Origin of the sequence: Photobacterium sp. BZF1 (assembly GCF_014349205.1) — a bacterium.
GTDB lineage: Bacteria > Pseudomonadota > Gammaproteobacteria > Enterobacterales > Vibrionaceae > Photobacterium.
Genome location: NZ_JACSOF010000090.1, coordinates 1 through 18,745, shown reverse-complemented (window position 1 = coordinate 18,745; position 18,745 = coordinate 1). Strand labels below are relative to the sequence as shown.

Below are 18,745 nucleotides of genomic sequence, written 5' to 3'. Positions count from 1 at the left end.
AAGTAGGGCTTTGAAAAAATCTGGGACAATAATAAATGGAGACTTGATATAGAATCAGTGGTATTAAAATGCCGCCGTCATTTTTCACCCCTGAATAAAACAAACGAAAAACCGATGTTTTATAATTTCCGAATATTTAGAAATGAGTTGGCGGAAGGAGCAGGAATCGAACCTGCCAAAGCCTATTCAGCTCACGTCGGTTTTGAAGACCGGGAGGGCCACCAGACCCCATCCACTTCCGCGTTTCGATGAGGCAAATATAACTATAATAATCATCAAGTTAAAGACCTTGTTCATCGATATGTGAGCTTACAGGCAAAGTGTAAACATTATGCAACTGAATGTACCTATATGTGCATCAGTTCACGTTATTTCAATTAAACAGTATTTCCGTTATTGTGCTTTTATCAGTTTTAAATACAGAAAAATCACAGCAAATTAACATTACCCTTAATTTATCTTATCTGACGTATTAGCTTTCTTTGAATATTTAAATTTCTGATAAAATAACCAACAAGATCAAATTTGTGCATTGGAATTAAAACTATAATACGACGGGATATTAAAACTATAATGGACAAGAACGTGAGATACGACAGATTAGAAATTATCAGCAACAACTTAAGCCTTGCGACCTTATCAACCCACGTCACTATCACACATCGTGATCATATTCTGGATGTACTGACATTAGCTCGTGACAAAATCCATCTTGGGGCGCGACTTGTCTCCCACCCTTTGGCGGGTAGCGTTAAACCACACGAAACACCTTACCGAAGCATTGTATTGCTCAATCAGCAAGAGGGGCTCGACATGGATTCGCTCAACACCATTGAGCAAGCCATCGAGCGCTACCAAATCCTGTGTCAGCCCAACCCGAATCATATGACATTAACTGCCGCAGACATTCATCGCCTGTTCCCCGACAAGCAAAATCGCGACTTCCAATTCATCGATCTGCAGCTGATCAAATCAAGCTTAAGTGCAATGGGTATTCGGTTTGCTGATTACCAAGCTGCTGTCGTTTAACCCCCGTACATACAATGAGGCTGACGTATGAGCCAGCCTCTTAAGCCTCTTTCACCTATTCACTAGCTTCATGTGCTTACCCTGCATCTTGGGCTGTGTAATAGCATCATTCTGACTTTCAAATGACATAACTCTAACTTTAACTCCTTAGAAAGAAAGTAAAATAAATATAGGTATCAAAAATAACTAAGGGATGTCATGTCGAATTTACAGACTCAAGATTCGATGTATAGTCATCGTTGGCAGCCAGAGAATGTGGGGCGGGTAACCATCGTTTGCTCAGAGCATCAGTTGAACTGGTTACATGACACAGAAATCGCCGGAGTGGAAGTTATCATCACGACCGCTGCTAATTGCTCAAAGTACAATTTAAAGCGGATCCCTTCGATCTTGTTTCATGAACATGGATTGATTACTTGCGGCATCAAACTGTCGACGGCAATTCAGGATTTGGAAAAAATGCTGTTGCGAAAATCGAAGTACCAGAGAAGTAACGATCACTAATACGGTGTGGTGGACGTTTTTGCTATAGCATATCCACCGCATTGGTTAAATGCGGCAAAGGCCTGCAACTCTTGATCGAGTGCCTCAATGAAAGCCTCTTTCGCTTTCAGTGAGCTCTCCAGGAACAAGTGGATCACATCAAGCCTCGACGTCTTCTTATCCACTTTACAGTCGGCCCTGGCAACCAACCTACCATCCCACAAAATCGGCAGGCAGAAATAGCCAAACTTGCGCTTTGCTGCTGGGACATAACATTCCAATTGATAGTCGAAGTTGAAGATCGAGCTTGCGCGGCCTCTTTGGATCAGCAAATTATCAAACGGAGAAAGGATCTTTGCCGTTTTACGTGAAAGCCGCTGGTCAAGCAGAGCCAGTGACTCTTGAAGAACGTAATACTCGAGGTTGCTAACTTTAACCTTTTCAATTTCTCCGTTTTCCTGCAGCTCCAATAGAGCAATAGCAACCTGCGCTTTAACTCCTTTAAGTAAATAGGTGATTTCCTGCAAAGTACCAATGGCATGGGCCTTTAGAAAGCTGACAACAAGGTAACGGGCATGCTCCTGCTCAGTCGGGACTCGGGTATCAATATGCGCAGGCAAAACCCGCTCGGTGAGATCATAAACTTTATGGAATTGACGACGCTCTGTGATCATTAAATCACCCTGCATATAGAGCATTTCTAATGCCTGCTTGGTGGGTTTGCTCTCCCAACCCGTTCTTTTGGCAAGTTTTGACTCGAAATCTTTGGCCATTAACGGCCCGTCCAATTCAATGCGCTTTAACACATTGGCCATTAGTTTAGGGTCTTTTTTAAACCAGTGGTTTTGTTCTCCAGATCTAATCGCAAGCTTTCGGGGTAAACTGAATCGGTAATCTTCCATTACCAGATAAGATGCTGCATGTGACCAATACTCGAAGGCCTGCTTATCGCTAACCAGCTGCTCTAAGTGTGTCAATTGGTAGTCAGGATTTCGGCTCCAAAGCGTGTGGTGATGGGCGCGCTGCACAACAGAAATCGTATCTATCTGCACATACCCAATCCGGTTAAATGCCGACAAAGTCTTGGCATAAGCGCTACCTTTCTGTGATTTGGCAGGAAGGCCTTGGGAGAGCAAAACCAGTTTCCGAGCTTCAGGAATAGATAGAGAGTTCATAAGATACAGTGGTTCTCCTTCCTTTGAGTATCTTGTAATTGTCACCTTTGCTGTTGTGCTTGTCCAATATGACCGGTTGCAATCTCGGCCCGCAATGCAGCTTTGTCCTTATCGCCGCATTATAACTTTAAATTATCAAATAAATAATTTTTGATAATTTCAGTTGATAGTGGTTTATCCATATACTCTCCTCATCGAAACAAATCACGCAGAAAACACGTAGCAACTCATCAGAGTCTGGAGCAAATTATGAAAATGAATCACGTAGGTATTATGGTCGGCGACATGGATAAAGCCGTTGAGTTTTATACTAACGCGCTTGGCCTGAAAGTTGTCATGGGCAACACCAAAGTGATCGAAGAACGTGAAACCGCTATCGGCAGAATGTGTATCGCTGTTTTCGGCGAAGGCTTCAAAGGCTTCAACATTGCCCACCTGGTAACTACCGACGGCATTGGTGTTGAACTTTTTGAAATGAAAGAGCGCCAAGAGCGTCACGAAGTTGATTTCTCTCGCATCGGTATTTTCCACTTCTGTCTTCAGACCGATGACTTCGCGGCAACCATTGAAAAAGTAGAGCAGTTCGGCGGTAAGGTTCGTATGGATATCATGCGCTACCACCCAGAAGATGACAACAAGCCAGCCAAAATGGTTTACCTGGAAGACCCGTTCGGCAACTTGTTCGAGCTATACTCTCACACTTACGAAGAAACTTACGCTTCTGAGTACGAGTAACACACAACCAAATAAAAGGATTGGCAGCAATGCCAATCCTTTTTCTTTATCACACCCATTAATCGGTTATAAATGAGTATCTAAAAAAGCAACCATTCGCTCTATAATTGGTGACCGCGCTAAATCCGCCCCTAATGTCATTGCCCCAGCGGGATAAAAATGACCAAAACCAGGAACCCAAGCCAAATCGACATCTATACCAAGTTCTTCGTAGCTAGGTAATACGTATCGTACACTGTTAACAAGAGGCTCCAAGTCATACTGGCCCATTTGCAGCAATGCCGGAGGCGTTGTGTCTCGCTCTTTTGCTGCCGCTTCAACATCGAATCCCAACGACCTACCAGAATTCGCTAACACAGCTTTGACGGGCGCATTCATCCCATAAGCCACATTGAAGCTCGTCATTGCCCCAGCTGAAAAACCACCGACAGCGATGCGCTCTGGATCAATACTGTACTTATCGGCATTGGCCTGCAAATACTCCACTGCACGATAAAGATCTTCTGCCGCTGAAATAATGGTATTGCGAACAATCGGGCTACCATCCGGTAGAGGTTCTAATCCCTTACCCTGCCGAAGCATGTTGTGGCGGTCATGAAGCGCCTTCATGCGCAGCTCATCTTCTACCAGCAACTCATCGCTATAGCCAATATTCGAAGGCACCGGCTCCTCCAACGACAACCGATAGTCGATAGCCACACAGGTATAACCTTCTTCGGCAAACAACTTACAGTAGTCACGCATGGTTGTCGTTTGTGCCCCCTCGACCGAATACACATCATTACGCCCACCGCGAATAAAGTTACCACCAAAGGTCATTACAACAACTGGATTTTGCTCTGCTTTAGGTTCAGCGGGTTTAACAACATCCATCAGCAAATCACGCTGAGTGGTGTTGCCATCAACCGTTACCAACCCTTTACCATAAGGAATATCAAATTCAGCTATGAAATGCTCACCGACTAATTCAGCCGAAACCGCAGTGGATAGCAAAAGTGTTGATAAAACAAGGGAAGTCAGGGGCTTTGTCATCTTTCCATCCTCTTTGATTGAATGGTTATATTTTCTCAAACAAGCAAATCCAAACAATCCGATATGAAAAATACCAGCTATCGAAAATTTTGATACTGCTTTATAGTTATTCTGTTACCGTTTTGGATAGGGACAAATAATGCACAACGCTTTTGAACAATTAGCCGCATTAGATCTAAAAATGCTCCGCATGTTATTGGTGCTGATAGAAACCAAAAACCTATCACGTACCGCAGAGATTCTGGAAATTCAACAAAGCACAGTCAGCTACCAGCTTGGAAAGTTACGTGATTCGTTAGGCGATCCTCTTCTGATCCGTTGCGGACGAAGTTTAGAACCTTCACCGTATGCCATTCAAATTCAACCGGCATTGACAGCGCAATTACAGTCGCTCGAAAACCTACTGTTTGAATCTCAATTCGATCCTCTAAAAGCGACGGGCACTCTACGTATCGCTTGCCATCGCAACGGTGCCCGAAGCTTCATTCACGCCTTGATATCACGAATGAACAAAACACTGCCCCAAGTAAGGTTGGATATTGTAGATTGGAATGAACGGGTACCTGAAATGCTACGTGAAGCTAGGCTTGATTTCGCCATAGGCTTTGCACCCGATAATTTATCTCAGGTAACCGCCTTACCGTTAGGCAAAGTCAACTACCAAGTTGTCATGGCCAACACCCACCCTTTGGCTTGTACACCACTCACCGAAAGCCAACTCTTTGACTACCCACATATTGTGGTAAATACCCATGAAGCCGTAGAGAGATGGTTGAATTATTTAGCTACTAAGCACCATCAGCACCGGAATATTGCCTTTTCATCATCATCGATGGAGTTTGCGGCCATGGCTCTGGCAGGTACCGACCGGCTAATGTTCTCAGCTGAGACGAAAGATCCATTTTTCCAACAATATGATGTAACGACCCATCCTGCCCCGTTTATTCCAGCACAAAGCCTATGCTTACTTTTCCACGAGAGAGCATCATTAGATCCACTTAGAATATATGGAAAATCGCTGATTGAGGAGGCTGTGAGTACAGTCCTCAAGCACGCTGGATAACATACATTTTGATTAATGATTCCTGCTGCAACACCAATTGTTTCTATTGCCAGCCATTAATGGCTGGCTATAGCCTTTAGAAATTAGCTCGCGGTCTTTAGTTGAGGTTGATTAGGTGACTTGTTCACTGACTCACACAACAAAATAAAAGCAATGGCGAATATAGGCAGGTGTCCCAGCAGGTCAGTTGGCCCCGCTACATAGGTGGTGATAGTGAATATCGTCGCCAACAACCCAACGACTAGCCGGTTGGCAAAGCCAAGCATCAACATCACCCCCAGCAAAGACTCACTCAAACCGACAAACCACACAAAATGCAAATGACTGAAAGCTTCCCAACCCAATAGTTGAAAGAAGTTATAGTAAGGATACATTTCAAGGAAGGTTAGCGACAGGCCCGGTAACATGAGTTTATTGTGCACCCCCAAGATCAACAGCTGTAACCCCAGCATAAAACGAAGCAAAACTACGGCGCTCCCCCGTCCCCCTATGAAATTCACAAAGCGACTGAACATCTTCTTGTCAAAGGGGGTGATATAAGGGCCAATCAATATTAACGCCCCCCCAATACCGAACAACTCGGGAATATAGTCAATCACGGCAGAAAAAGGCAGCAATATACTTGAAGTGAGTGCGATCAATAGGATCATAAGCCCGCTGATGGATACAGAAAAAACCATCGTAGTCGCCACAGCGACCTGCAAACAAACACCTATCATCTCGCGCCCTGTATCCAGCTGCAGGTTAGGCGCGATAAATTCGCCAAGCACGACATTGAGGATAAAGAACAACGCCATAATTACCGTTAGAATACGCCAGAAAAAAAAGGAGTCAGTCATAACAGGATTAGCGGTTACCGGGCCAAGTAATCCCTGCCGGGTAATGATACAGGCAAACAGGCAAAACCCAACTACAGCGACCAAAATGGAATAAAAGAGTGGATCAATAGGTAAGCTGACATCTGGGAACTGGGTAGAATTAACAAACCATCTTACATGTGCCCAACTAGGCATTGAAAATAAGGTAAAAAACAACAGGGAAATATATCTCATTCTACTTTCTCCTTGTTGTGGGCAAGCTCCCATACCGATGAAGGTGCTATTCCACTTTCAAGTGATAATAAAAACTGTTCAAGTTGTTTGAGTTGGAAAGGAAATAGGTAAAGCGGCTCTAGCTCTGTATGGTTCAAGCTATTACGAGGCGAACGATTATAATAATCCATTACCTCACCAAGTTCGTTAAATGAGCCGTTATGCATGTATGGCGCCGTCAAACTTATATTCCTAAGTGTGGGGACTTTAAATGCATGGCGTAACTCTTCACCTTCTGTTTTCAAATAAACCAGTTCATCACAACTCCCCTCACCTTCATCGGCGTATTGGCTCAAACAATTGAACTCGTTATTTGGCAGTTGCTCAATAATCGCCAAACGTCCCTCATCATTCAGGCTTCCAGGCGCTGCCGTTGCTGTGAACCCGCCGTTTGAAAACAATGGGCCGCTATGGCAGCGGATACAACGTCCCCGGTCACTGATAAATAGGCTAAGCCCTGCCTCTTCAGCGGGGCTCAAAAGCTGATGAGCCGATTCATAATCTTTTTTGACAACCGCTTCGACATATTTATCAAACCGTGACTCTGCAGGCATCAGCCGGGCTTGGTATGCCGCCAAAGCCTTACCAATTGACGCATAAATCTGGTTGATTTGGTTGCGCTGCCCATCGGTCAACAACTCCCAGTTTTCGACACTGTTTACTGGCGAGGCTTGTCTTGGCAATGAGGCCTTTTCGTTTAGAAAATGATTGAGTTGCTCCGTTACTCCAAATGCCTCTTGGTAGTCATCCTTAAAGTTGTCTAACACGATGTGAACAACTTCAAGCCGACTCAGTGCATGCTCGGTAGGATCTTCGAGCGGAAACAGTGCCTGTGACCATAAGCTATCAGCCCGACCATCCCAAAATTGCCAAGAAAAAGCCGCACTACCCACTACAGTCGGCGTATTACGCTTGCCGTCTAACGGCTTACCTGATGTAAAATAATGTTTAGGTTGATGGCAGTGGGCACAAGAGGTATCGCCTTTTTGGCTTAACTGGGGCGAGAAAAACAGCTTTCTCCCTAACTCTGCAGCCGCATCATTACCGATATAAGCATTACCCGGATCAGTGACTGGCGGTAGATTGGACAAATGCAGTGACTGCAGAATAGTTAGTTCATCTTGGTTCCAATGCTGACGAAAAGCAGGCCCCTCACCGGGGCATCCGATAATCACCATGCATAGCAATAGGTAATTGAAACGCCTAAAGCATAAACTCAAAGATAAATTCATGGGTACGCTCTCTGTCATCCTTACATGAAAAGATCACTTGCCATAAACCCGGCATCTGAAACTTCAAACCATCTATTCGATAGTTTCCAACTTCTCTCTCTTGGTGCCATTGTGGTTGAGTCGGTAACCCATGCCGATGGGCCGGCATCCCTCCTCTCACCTGCTGCGGAAAACAATCTGTCGGGTTTCCAGCAGCATCCGTTATCTGCAAATTCCAACTATGTATCTGATTTATAGGTAGGCCAACATATCCTTCAACGCTCTGCGCCCTCCAACCAAACTCACTCACTACTTCAGTAGACTCTGATGCAGTAGCCGACAGGTTGCAGAAAATAAAAAGAAAGACAACGAGAGGACCAGTAACTGCCCTTACCATAAATATATTTACCTTATATAAATAAATTGTTGTAAGTATTTAACTCATGTATATTTACGAAGATTTCTAATGTTGGATAAATCAATAAAAAACAAATTAAACCGGATAGTTTAAGTAATATTTTTACGAGTAACTCATCATATTTTCAATATATAAAGTTAAAAAATTGCCACTGAGAATGTTCTTACTCTGTTGGCAAAAATTCCTTTATGAAGCGGCGTCACACATTCAATAACTCAATCGCAGATTACATACATAGATGTTCACACAAGTGCACAGTAATTTAGTCAAAAACCACCACCAATAACCATAATCCACAGATGGTTATTTGGCCACATTCAGAAATGAAATCTTTATTACATCTAGGAATATATCCAAGCTACTTCAATATGCAGGTTCAGCGCCTTGAGGTAACTTGGTTATAAGACAAAAAAGCCAGCCGTTTCCGGCTGGCTTGGTCTCATGCAATTGGGTAATTACACAAGGCTCGACTTAGAATACCGTTTGGTCATCTATCTTAGTCTGAAGTGCACCCAGTGACTTCTCAACTAGCTGACGACGCATGTATTTCTCTTCCGCTGGTTGCATATTCGGATCACCCAGAGGATGAGGAATAGCCACTGCAGGGACAATACGGTTCGCACCCACTGTTTTCGAAATTGGAACAACAGTTGCAATGTGAACTACAGGCATCACTTTCTCGATTTCTTTGACCATCGTTGCGCCGCAACGTGTGCAAGTGCCTCAAGTGGAGGTGAAGATGGCGGCTGTCACCCCGGCCTTCTGAAGCTTCATCGCAATTTCTGCACCGTATTCCTTGGCTTTCGCTACCGCAGTACCGTTACCGACTGTGGTATAGAACATGTCATGCAGGCTACCGATAACCCCTTCACGCTCCATGTCGCGTAATACGTCGACAGGCAGCACACGGTTAGGGTTCTGGTTACAGGCAACCGGATCATAACCACCGTGGGCAGTTTCATGGGTCTCTTCGGTCAGTGTTTCCAGCCCTTGAATGCTGTACTCACCGTACTTGGACGCACTGGAAGACTCGATATGATCCGGGTTGCCTTTAGGCACAACACCACCAGAGGTCACCAACGCAAACTTGGCCGTGCTTAGCATCTCAACCGGAGGCTGCGGCTCGACACGGTCAAAGACCGGCATTGGGTATTCCGTTGTAAACTCGCTACCCGCAAGCTTATTGATTAGCAAATCAACCGCACGCTCAGAGCCACGCTTATCAGCGAAGAAGTTTACCCGGATACCGCGAGGCATGTAGCCCGCTTCTTCAGGTGATCCCATCTCGCCTTCAGTATCGATGAAACGGTTGATCATCTTCACCATAGCCGGAATGGCTTTACGCATACTTGCTGCGCTATTGCCAGTTTCCACCATGTAAGCATACTGACGGAATAGCTCGTAGCCAGGGTTTTCGATGTACATGCCAGAAATGGTGGTAATTCCCATTTCATGAGCCACTTTGGCAACGGTACCACAAGCCATACCGTAACGGCCCGCATTGAAGGCAGGACCTGCAACAACAAGATCAGGTTTTAGCTGGGCTAAGATTTCCTGCAGGCTATGGCAGCATAGGCTTTCATTTTCATTGAAGTAAGAGTCACCACAGATAATGGTATGGGTAACTTCTGCACGGTCTTGCAGCATGGTGTTCACCTGCGTGCCGACACCGATAGTTCCTTCAACCACTTCCATTGGAGTGTGGGCCATCTCTTCACCACCTTTTTGGGCGAAGAACTGGTTTAAGTAATATACGACTTTAATTGTCATTAGAGTGTCCTCGCTTAGCTAGCTTTGGTAGTGAGGGTATGGAAACCAAGCTCACTGGTTGCCCCGATAATCGCCTGTAGTTCTACAGTGATTGAACCGTCTTCATGCAAGCTACCGTTGAAGCCCCCCGCAACGACATCGGCGTAGCGGTCATGGCCAATTACGGTATTCATCGCTGGTAGGGTCACTAGCTGGTTGGCATTACCATTGGTGATCACCGCATCGGCACTCTTGTGCGAGTCTGCCAAAGACTGGCTCTCACCGTTCTGGCCGGCATATTCGTCAGTCAGCAATACGGTCTTGATACCTGCAGCTTCCAGCTTGGCACAGTTCATCATCAAGTCGGCATCTGGGTTACCAAAGCCTTCTTCACTCACAATCGCCGCTTCCCAGCCCATTTGCTTGGCGAGCTTGACGGTGAAGTTGGAAGAGCGCTCTTTGTCTTTCAGGGTGACGTTTTCGTTAGTCACGATGACACCCATGAAGTTGTACTTGGTGCCGTGGTGGCGGTACAAGTCGTAAATCACAGGGCTGTTCTGGTGAACGAAGCTGGTGTTCTTGTCACAGGCCGATACACAGTTACCACTGATAATCGCACCGTCCATCACTTCCGTCGGGTACATCAATGTTGGCAGGATGCCTTTAACATCAACCCCGTAGTAGTATGTGTCGTGCAGCAGGCCTTGGCTTTGCAACATATAGACATAACCCACCTTCGGTAGGTGCGGGAACTGTGCAGCTTGCTCAAGCAGCGGCTTAGTTTCGTAGGTCTCAACCTCTTCCGGTTCGATATGCTCAGCCAAGCGGCCAATCCAACGTGCCGCTTCCAAACCAACAAGACGAACAACGCCTTCATGGTCGTACTGGTTGCAGCTTTCATCCACTTCACATTGGATAACTAGGTTCAGTGTCGATGAGAACGGGGTGTAATCCGCACCCGGGCCGCTCATATCGATGATCCCTTCCTGGAAACCAACGATCTCACCGGTAGTTACGACCGCCATGCCTTTTAATACATGGGTACGGCCTTCACCAACCATGGCTTCTTCGCCTAGATGACGTCCAGGGAAGATATCGCCTTCGCAGCCAACTTTTACACGCGGTTCAATGACATCTTTGACCGGCATAATACGGGTACTGTCACCCGGTTTGGCGATAGACAGTTCTAATGAGCGGATACGGTGATCCAGCTCGGTCAGGTGGGCAATTAATGCCTGCTGATCGATGACCACAGTATTTTCTTTGACTTCGCTTACTGGACCAAAGGCCAGATCACGAACATGGATATTGCCTAGTTCGAGTTTCATGTGTTTCTCCAAACAAGCGTCAAATGGGAGGGGATCCCAAGATAGAATTGATTTAGCAAGGTGCCGGCCTCGGCAGAGGCCTGACAACCTAATTAGTGACCGAGTCAGCTGACCTTTAGGCCAGAACCTTCCTCGGCATACCCGACAACCCAACAGGGTTCATCTTGACTGCTAAATTCAGTTAATAACGCATCCAGACAATCTTTTGGTACAGCTGCCAGCAGGCCACCGGAAGTTTCCGGGCAGCACAGCTTGCGATGCCAACTTTCATCCAAACCTTCAGCAAACACTATGTCTTCACGGTACGCATCAAGGTTGCGCTTCGCTCCCCCAGGGAATAACCCTTGGGCGGCATAGTCTTCGGCTTCTGGTAAGAACGGCACCTGTTCCGCCTTGAAGTGCATACAGATATCACTTTTCTCGGCCATCTCGTGGGCATGGCCCAGCAGAGAGTAACCAGTAACATCGGTACAAGCCTTAACGGGGTAATTGGCAAAAATTTCAGCCGCTTTGCGATTTAGCTTTTTCATGCTGTCAGTAGAGGCTTGGATCGCCGCCTGACTCGCTTTACCGCGTTTGGCTGCAGTTGAAATTAGTCCGGTACCAATTGGTTTGGTCAGTACCAGAACATCGCCACTTTCCACCGCCGCCTTGGTTTGCACTTTAGACGGGTGGATGGTGCCCATTACAGACAAGCCAAATTTCGGCTCGCTGTCTTCCACGGTATGACCGCCAACCAATACCGCGCCAGCTTCACGGACTTTCTCCGCACCGCCTTTGAGGATCTGGCCGACGACTTCCTGCGGAAGGTCGGTTGGCACACAAAAGATATTCATCGCCAGTGTTACCTGACCACCCATGGCATACACATCGCTCAAGGCATTCGCCGCGGCAATGGCACCGAAGTCATAGGGGTCATCCACGATTGGAGTAAAGAAATCCAATGTTTGGATAACGGCAACATCGTCGTTGATTTTGTAGACGGCAGCATCATCGCTTACCGTCAGCCCAACCATCAGATCGGGGTACGCTTGTTCGGGAAATAGGGGTGAAATGGACTGCAGAACCTGCGCCATGGCCTTAGGGCCTATTTTAGCGGCTCACCCGGCTTTCTTGGTCATCTGCGTCAGACGAATTTTCTCTGTCATCTCTAATTCCTTTGAAGTGGACGGTAAGGGTAGCGAACTACCCGATGATCTATTCCGACAAAGCAGAATAGTGCAAATATCTGGATTTAAAGCAAAAATCCATAATTAGCTGATATAGTCTGCCTCAACTAACTTGGTTTTTGCTTGCTCCAAATCACTTTTTGCCACTAACACGATAGGACCGGTACAGCCCATCCCCGTGCGGGCAAAAATGTTCGCTTTCCACAGTGCCTGGCAGGCCTCTTCAATCACGAGGATATCGATCCCGCCGATCTCTGCATCGGTCACCTTCTCTGGTGGTGCAACCACCGTTTCGGTCTCCTCTGCAGCGGGCTTAGCCGTACAATACTTAGCCAAGACACTGTTCAACCCTGACAGGGTGGCGGCTTCCCATTCCTCGTCAACGCGCTTCATAACCTCTCCTCTCGCTGCGTCAGCACACAACCTCATGGCACCTGCCACGACCGGTGCGCCTGACGCCCGTGAGATGATATTCACAGGTTGTTTCGTCGCGCCCTCACCTAACCCCGGTCCATAGCCACAGCCAGAGGCTTCATAACTACCACCAGTCGTAAATGACGAGAACATTTTCATCAGCAAGTTGCCTGTCAGGCTATCGGTTACCATCACATCCGGTGTACCCTGAAGCAGATCGTTACCACGCATGGCAATTCCGCCATCGGCACGTCCTGACTGGGCAAACTGGATATCGTAACCCCCTTGCTGAAGCTCACGCAGAGCACGCTCGCAGACTGAAGCACCATCAACATTAAGGACACCGACAGTCGGTTTTTCGATCCCAGTTGATTTGGCCAGCGCGATACCGTAAATCGCATTTTTCAGCATCGAAGCCTGCCGCTGGGTATCTGTGGTCCCTGTCGTGGAAGCGATGATCATCTCGCGCCCCGTTGACGGTGTTACCACCTTGCCCATGGTGCTCACTCCTAATGGGAAAGCGTAATGAAGGGTGACGCAGCCATCGAGCTGTTGCTCGGCAAACAGGCTCTCCATCACCTTGTGGCACTCATGCAGATCCGCTGCCGGATAACATTCGAAACCACAATCGGGTCCATCACAGCCAATCAGCACCGGTTCGATATCGCTGTACTGGCGGGCGACCATTTGTGCCCCGCGCAGCAACTCCTGCGAACCGTGCTCACTGCCAATCAGAGTCAGGCCGATGCGAAGTTTTTTGCCAAGCTGACCACTCATCAAGCCATCTGCCATGGCATTGAAGGTGTCGGCCAGTTGTTGATTGATATTCGCCATCTCAGCCTCCGGTTACTGCTCGCCCTGCTTAGGGGACAGTAGGTTCTCAGCCACATCGCGCATTGCCTGCGCAACGACTTGTTTAACCTGATTTTCGTCAAAGGCTTCAGCCTGCTTGCCACTGTTTTTCTGCACCACAAAGCTGAGGCCATCGAACAGATTGGTCATACGACCAAGGAACAAGCTACCCTTGCCAACCATCATGAAATTATTGATATCGCCGTTGACAATCATCTCGCGGCCAAAGCCAAGGAAGGGAACCCCTGAAGGGATATGGCCCTGGGTCGGTGCAAAGCCTGTCATGCCGTGCTGCTGGACAAAGGCTGGTAGCTGGGTACGCTCCATCTGGCCTTCTTTTACTGCCAAGGCTGCAATCATCTTGTAGTTTGACTCAGGCACGTTACCGGCACCGGCTGGCTTGGTGATCTCTGGGTTTTGCATTTCAACCGAATATTTGTCGATATCGGTCATCTTCATACCAGCCGCTTTCAGCGGGTTGGCGATTAAAGCAGTCATTACCGCCTGCGGCGATGAACCCGTACCAATCTGGTGACGGCCAACAATATCGGTGTTGATCTCTGGGCTGATGCCGTCATTTTCAGTCACCATACAAGCAAAGCCCGCCAGGCAGTCTTCCAGTACCGGCATGTTTTGCTTCACATGGTCACGGCCGTTCATGCCAAGCTTGGCAACCGCACCACCCGCAACCACCATCACGTTCTTAAATACGCCGGATTTCACCAATGCTGCCGCCAGTGTCATTGCATGGGCAGGGGCTGCACAGAAGCCTCGCACGTCGGAACCCGTCGCGCTGTTACAACCGATGATCTCACCGATAGCTTTGGCAAAGTTACCGCCACCACGCTGGTTGATATCGCCACAGGCTTCCTCAGAGCACTCGATGATGTAATCAACGTTGTCAAAATCAATGCCCTGCTGCTTGAGGTGCATTGCTGCCATCACGCCTGATGCCTTGGTACAAAGGTTTTCAAGCATGATGTGGGCGGAGAGGTTCTCATCCTCGTCGTGGGCGGCCTTGACGCAACCGACCAACTCGCCGTTCATCATCAGCACTTCGGCCTGATGATGCTCAACCAACGCCAAGATTTCATCCTTGCTGATCAGTTGGTGGCCTGCTAATAAATCAACCTCGCCATAAAGCGGATGGTGGCCAGCACTAGACTGATAGGTATCAATAAATTCCTGGGTTAAGTGGACCAAGTTGAACACATCCACGTGATTCAACATGGCATAAAATTGGGGCTGGTTGTAGATTTCGCCGAACTTACCTTCCTGAGCCGTATGCTCATGGTTTTCATACCAAGGTAGGGGAATATCTGCCAACTGCTGTGGGGTCAGGTTTCCGATGTAGCACTGGTTCGCGGGGTAAGATACCACTTCTTCAAAAGGGCGAAGATGGTCTTTCAATTGCTGCAAGTAAGTATCTGACGGGTCTTTAGCCCTGGTCTGAACTTGCACCGAACCGTGTTGGATCAACACATCTGGGGTATGGGCGAGCACATAGCTCACGCCTTTTATTACTGCGTATCCCATTGTTACTCCTGCATCCGAGCCGGATAAAAGGTTCGAACCTGCCTGTTTGAAAACAGATCCGAACCAGCATTGAGATATACTTATGCTAATGCAGTTTCGCTGCGGTATTGTTGCATTTCCGCTTTGATAGCATCGACATCAAGTACCATTTCCATCATTCCAACCTGTTCTTCATAAACAGCCGGATCGACGGCGTTTTTAACTTCGTCTTCAACCACGTGATAACAAGAGAGTCCTAACTGGACTCCCGCCAATGGTCCTGCAAAAGTCGGATCACCGGTGGTGACGGTTTCACACGCTAGGCCAGAAGCTTCCGCTTCTGCGCCACCCAGAATCACAACCAGATTCTCGGCGCCTTTTTCATCGGCTAGGGCTTTAATCCGCTTTTGGTTCTCAAGATCCATTGCGCCTGCGCTTGTTCAGACGAAACATTCTGTGGTGGAGAAAGCAACGTGAGCACCTGTTGTTTGCATGCAGGCTTCGATTGCCTGCCCAGGTACGCCGTCACGGTCTCCCAGAATGATCACTGTTTTGTTAGCGAACACAATTCTGCCCCCGATTAAACATACTTTCCAAATTGCTCACGATACTCTTTGACTTCCGCCACGATGGCATCGACATCAAGTACCATTTCCATCATGCTGACCTGCTCGTCGTAGATAGCAGCGTCGACATTGTCTTTAATTTCCGGCTCAACCACATGATAACAAGAGAGTCCCAACTGGACTCCGGCTAATGGTCCGGCAAAAGTAGGATCGCCGTTTGTCACGGTTTCACACGCTAGGCCAGAAGCTTCCGCTTCAGCACCGCCAAGCACGACAACCAGATTTTCTGGGCCGAACTCGTCAGCGAAACCTTTAATCCTCTTTTGGTTTTCCAGATCCATAGCACCTGCGCTGGTTCAGACGAAACACTCAGTTGTAGAGAAAAGAACATGCGCACCGGCAGATTTAATGCAGGCTTCAATTGCCTGGCCCGGTACACCGTCCCTGTCTCCCAAGATAATAACTTTCTTATCTTTGAGCATTGTTCACTCCAAGGGTACGGATTACTTAGTGTTTAATGTTGGTGATAACTCACCGGTTTATTTGTGCCAACGGGGTTGCCCCCATCCAATACAAATTCTTTAGCTTTAGGCAGTTTCTGCCACGAAGCTCTCGATCATGCTTTCAACATGTTCGATTTCCAATTCTTCACCAGAAAGGTGTTCTGCTTTCTCACCGTTACGGTAGAAAACAAACGACGGTAGCCCCATCACTTTCTGTGCCATCGCCAAACGGCGGTTGCCCTGAATATTCAGTTTGCAGAACTTAATTTCCTCACCGTACTTCTCGGCTAGCGCCATTACCTCTGGCATCAACTCGATGCAGCGGCCACAGTTCTCGCTCCAGAAGTCCACCAATACGATGCCATCGGTTTTGACTTCGGCATCAAAGTTTTCTTTGGTTAGTTCTATCATTGCGTTTCCCTTAATACAGAGTTTCTAACTCGGTAATATCCTTAACATCTACTCGCTTGGCTTCCTGCCCAGCGTCAAATCGAATCACTACAGGCACTTCAGATACCGAGAAACGGTTCGCAATGTTCTGGCTCTTATAGGTATCAATCGTCACAACACGCTGTTCTGGGTGGTCTTTGCACTTAAGCTCTAGCTGGTTGATAACTTCCAAGCTTTCTTTGCTCAGCGGGTTCCAGAATGCCACCATCGCCGTGCCACCAAATTCCGACACCGACTTGCGCCAACTCTCTTCTTCCTCGATATATCGGTCGGCAGCTACGGCGGCGACAGCGCCGTCACCCGCAGCAGTAACAACCTGACGGAGGAATTTATCGGTCACATCACCGACAGCGAAAATGCCCGGCACACTGGTTTCCTGCTTGTCATTGGTAATGACATAACCTTGTGGTGTCAGCTCGATTAGCTCTTTGACAAAGTCGGTTTTTGGCACAGTACCGACAAACATGAACACACCGTCAGTAGCCAGTTCACTGATTTCGCCAGTTTTTAGGTTCTTGAGTTTCACGCCGTTGACCAACTCATCACCGGTGATCTCTTCCACCACTGAGTTCCAGACAAATTCAATTTTGTCGTTGGCAAACGCCTGTTCTTGGGCTGTTCGGTCAGCATCGAGAATGCCTTGGTCATGGAGCACAACCATGGTGACTTTGTTGACAAACTTGGTCAGGAAAACAGACTCTTCCACCGCCGTATTGCCAGAGCCCACGACCACCACATCCAGTTCTTCATAGAAGTCAGCGTCACACGTCGCGCAATAGGACACGCCTTTACCACGGAATTCAGATTCACCGGTAATACCAAGAATTCGCGGTGTTGCCCCTGTCGCGACAATAATACTTTTTGCCTGGTAAGTTTCGCCTTTATTGGTGGTTAAGGTTTTGATGAAGCCGTCTTCGGCAATCGAGATCCCCGTAACCAAACCACGCGCGAATTCCACACCGAATTTGTCACAGTGCTCCCGGAACATATCCATCAACTGCGGGCCAGTAGCCTCGAGAATACCCGGATAGTTTTCCATTTCACTGGTTGTTGCAGCCTGGCCACCTGTATTCCTTTTATCTTCTATGACCAGGGTTTTCATTTTACCGCGAGCAGCATAGACACCAGCAGACAATCCACCAGCTCCGCCACCGATAATAATGACATCGTATAGTTCTGACATATTTTTCACCGATTGCTATTTCACACCACACCCTTAATACCTCTAGGTATAAAGAATGCATTTAGAACAAATCAGTTATTGCAGACCCAAAGTTAGACGAGAACCAAATATCAAGCTTCAGTATCCATAGTTACAAAAAGGACTGCCGTATCTCTCTTGGGTAGTTATTTATCTTGTAATTTTCCTTTTACCCAGTAATAGCTTCTTGTTCGTAAAACTTATGGCTGATTATAATTAGTAATGTGATATTTTTTGTGAGCAAAGCCCAATTCCAGTATAAAACTCTAAACCAACCATTAATATGATACGCAAGTCATATTAATGCTTCTAAAAAGCCCAGACTTGTTAAGTAAAAACACCTGTTCAATAACAACCAAGCAACAAAGCTTGTTCCGATAGTGAATTTTTACGTAAATATTCTACTTATAGTGAATTTCCACTCATTCTGGAAACTGATGTGATCATGGTTCAACAAAATTATATAATTTTGATGATTGTCTGAAATCGCACAGATGCATTAGTAAAACTAATCAATTGTAAAAATAAAAGTATTGCGTTATCTCAGTGGTAAAATAGGGATATATAGCAAAATAATGAAAACGCTCTTTTGTACTGTTTTCATGAGACTAACCCTGTCTTGAAGCCAGCTTTATTTTTTATTTTTGAAATCTCCCCACCCACTACTAATAAGCGATAAGACTTCAATAAGTGTGATATTTACGGAATGGACAAGCACTTTTATGCAAGCCCTGTAAAAACACAACTAGCAGAATATTAAA

At 46.9% G+C, this 18,745-nt stretch carries 17 protein-coding genes and 1 tRNA gene; 3 read left to right on the top strand and 15 right to left on the bottom strand.

The features are described 5' to 3' along the window. Window positions 1-148: 148 nt before the first annotated feature. A tRNA-Sec gene (locus BIZ37_RS19055) sits at window positions 149-240 on the bottom strand. 345 nt (window positions 241-585) lie between these two features. Here BIZ37_RS19055 and BIZ37_RS19050 point away from each other — a divergent pair. Next, window positions 586-1,029 carry a GrdX family protein gene (locus BIZ37_RS19050; protein ID WP_187462825.1) on the top strand — a complete coding sequence of 148 codons (444 nt, stop codon included), beginning with the start codon at window positions 586-588 and terminating at the stop codon, window positions 1,027-1,029. 287 nt (window positions 1,030-1,316) lie between these two features. Here BIZ37_RS19050 and BIZ37_RS30685 read toward each other — a convergent pair whose 3' ends face one another. Together BIZ37_RS30685 and BIZ37_RS19040 are read right to left on the bottom strand one after the other, a co-directional pair. Continuing rightward, window positions 1,317-1,367 (bottom strand): hypothetical protein, encoded by a 51-nt coding sequence (locus BIZ37_RS30685; protein WP_370577398.1) that lies wholly within the window; start codon window positions 1,365-1,367, stop codon window positions 1,317-1,319. A gap of 162 nt (window positions 1,368-1,529) precedes the next feature. Continuing rightward, a complete protein-coding gene (locus tag BIZ37_RS19040; protein WP_187462823.1) occupies window positions 1,530-2,687 on the bottom strand; it encodes a winged helix-turn-helix domain-containing protein in 1,158 nt (385 codons plus the stop codon). 249 nt (window positions 2,688-2,936) lie between these two features. On the opposite strand from BIZ37_RS19040, the gene BIZ37_RS19035 reads away from it, so the two are divergent. Further along, window positions 2,937-3,422: a VOC family protein gene (locus BIZ37_RS19035; protein ID WP_107296115.1), complete on the top strand. Its 486-nt coding sequence runs from the start codon at window positions 2,937-2,939 to the stop codon at window positions 3,420-3,422. A 66-nt stretch (window positions 3,423-3,488) separates the two neighbouring features. On the opposite strand, the gene BIZ37_RS19030 is transcribed toward BIZ37_RS19035, so the two are convergent. Then, a complete protein-coding gene (locus tag BIZ37_RS19030; RefSeq protein WP_187462822.1) occupies window positions 3,489-4,454 on the bottom strand; it encodes an alpha/beta hydrolase in 966 nt (321 codons plus the stop codon). A gap of 139 nt (window positions 4,455-4,593) precedes the next feature. Between BIZ37_RS19030 and BIZ37_RS19025 the strand changes: the two genes are divergently transcribed. Then, a complete protein-coding gene (locus tag BIZ37_RS19025) occupies window positions 4,594-5,517 on the top strand; it encodes a LysR family transcriptional regulator (protein WP_187462821.1) in 924 nt (307 codons plus the stop codon). A gap of 83 nt (window positions 5,518-5,600) precedes the next feature. Here the strand turns inward: BIZ37_RS19025 and BIZ37_RS19020 are convergent, their stop codons facing one another. The 11 genes from BIZ37_RS19020 to trxB all read right to left on the bottom strand — a co-directional run bounded on the left by BIZ37_RS19020 (window position 5,601) and on the right by trxB (window position 17,966). Further along, entirely contained in the window at window positions 5,601-6,569 is a 969-nt protein-coding gene (locus BIZ37_RS19020) for a hypothetical protein (RefSeq protein WP_187462820.1), read from the bottom strand. Next, window positions 6,566-7,840 carry a cytochrome-c peroxidase gene (locus BIZ37_RS19015; protein ID WP_187462819.1) on the bottom strand — a complete coding sequence of 425 codons (1,275 nt, stop codon included), beginning with the start codon at window positions 7,838-7,840 and terminating at the stop codon, window positions 6,566-6,568. Before BIZ37_RS19015 ends, BIZ37_RS19020 begins: the two co-directional genes overlap by 4 nt. A gap of 868 nt (window positions 7,841-8,708) precedes the next feature. After that, entirely contained in the window at window positions 8,709-10,007 is a 1,299-nt protein-coding gene (gene grdB / locus BIZ37_RS19010) for a glycine reductase complex selenoprotein B (RefSeq protein ID WP_187462818.1), read from the bottom strand. 14 nt (window positions 10,008-10,021) lie between these two features. Further along, a complete protein-coding gene (locus BIZ37_RS19005) occupies window positions 10,022-11,314 on the bottom strand; it encodes a glycine/sarcosine/betaine reductase component B subunit (RefSeq protein WP_187462817.1) in 1,293 nt (430 codons plus the stop codon). A 104-nt stretch (window positions 11,315-11,418) separates the two neighbouring features. After that, complete coding sequence (gene selD / locus BIZ37_RS19000; RefSeq protein ID WP_187462816.1) at window positions 11,419-12,462, bottom strand: selenide, water dikinase SelD; 1,044 nt, start codon at window positions 12,460-12,462, stop codon at window positions 11,419-11,421. A 105-nt stretch (window positions 12,463-12,567) separates the two neighbouring features. Continuing rightward, entirely contained in the window at window positions 12,568-13,731 is a 1,164-nt protein-coding gene (grdD, locus tag BIZ37_RS18995) for a glycine/sarcosine/betaine reductase complex component C subunit alpha (RefSeq protein ID WP_187462815.1), read from the bottom strand. Window positions 13,732-13,743: 12 nt separating this feature from the next. Next, entirely contained in the window at window positions 13,744-15,285 is a 1,542-nt protein-coding gene (grdC, locus tag BIZ37_RS18990; RefSeq protein ID WP_187462814.1) for a glycine/sarcosine/betaine reductase complex component C subunit beta, read from the bottom strand. An 80-nt stretch (window positions 15,286-15,365) separates the two neighbouring features. Further along, a complete protein-coding gene (gene grdA, locus BIZ37_RS18985; RefSeq protein WP_272898703.1) occupies window positions 15,366-15,830 on the bottom strand; it encodes a glycine/sarcosine/betaine reductase complex selenoprotein A in 465 nt (154 codons plus the stop codon). 14 nt (window positions 15,831-15,844) lie between these two features. Next, window positions 15,845-16,312 (bottom strand): glycine/sarcosine/betaine reductase complex selenoprotein A, encoded by a 468-nt coding sequence (gene grdA / locus BIZ37_RS18980; protein ID WP_107296104.1) that lies wholly within the window; start codon window positions 16,310-16,312, stop codon window positions 15,845-15,847. A gap of 105 nt (window positions 16,313-16,417) precedes the next feature. Then, window positions 16,418-16,744 carry a co-chaperone YbbN gene (locus BIZ37_RS18975; RefSeq protein WP_107296103.1) on the bottom strand — a complete coding sequence of 109 codons (327 nt, stop codon included), beginning with the start codon at window positions 16,742-16,744 and terminating at the stop codon, window positions 16,418-16,420. 10 nt (window positions 16,745-16,754) lie between these two features. Next, entirely contained in the window at window positions 16,755-17,966 is a 1,212-nt protein-coding gene (gene trxB, locus BIZ37_RS18970; RefSeq protein ID WP_187462813.1) for a thioredoxin-disulfide reductase, read from the bottom strand. Window positions 17,967-18,745: the final 779 nt, after the last annotated feature.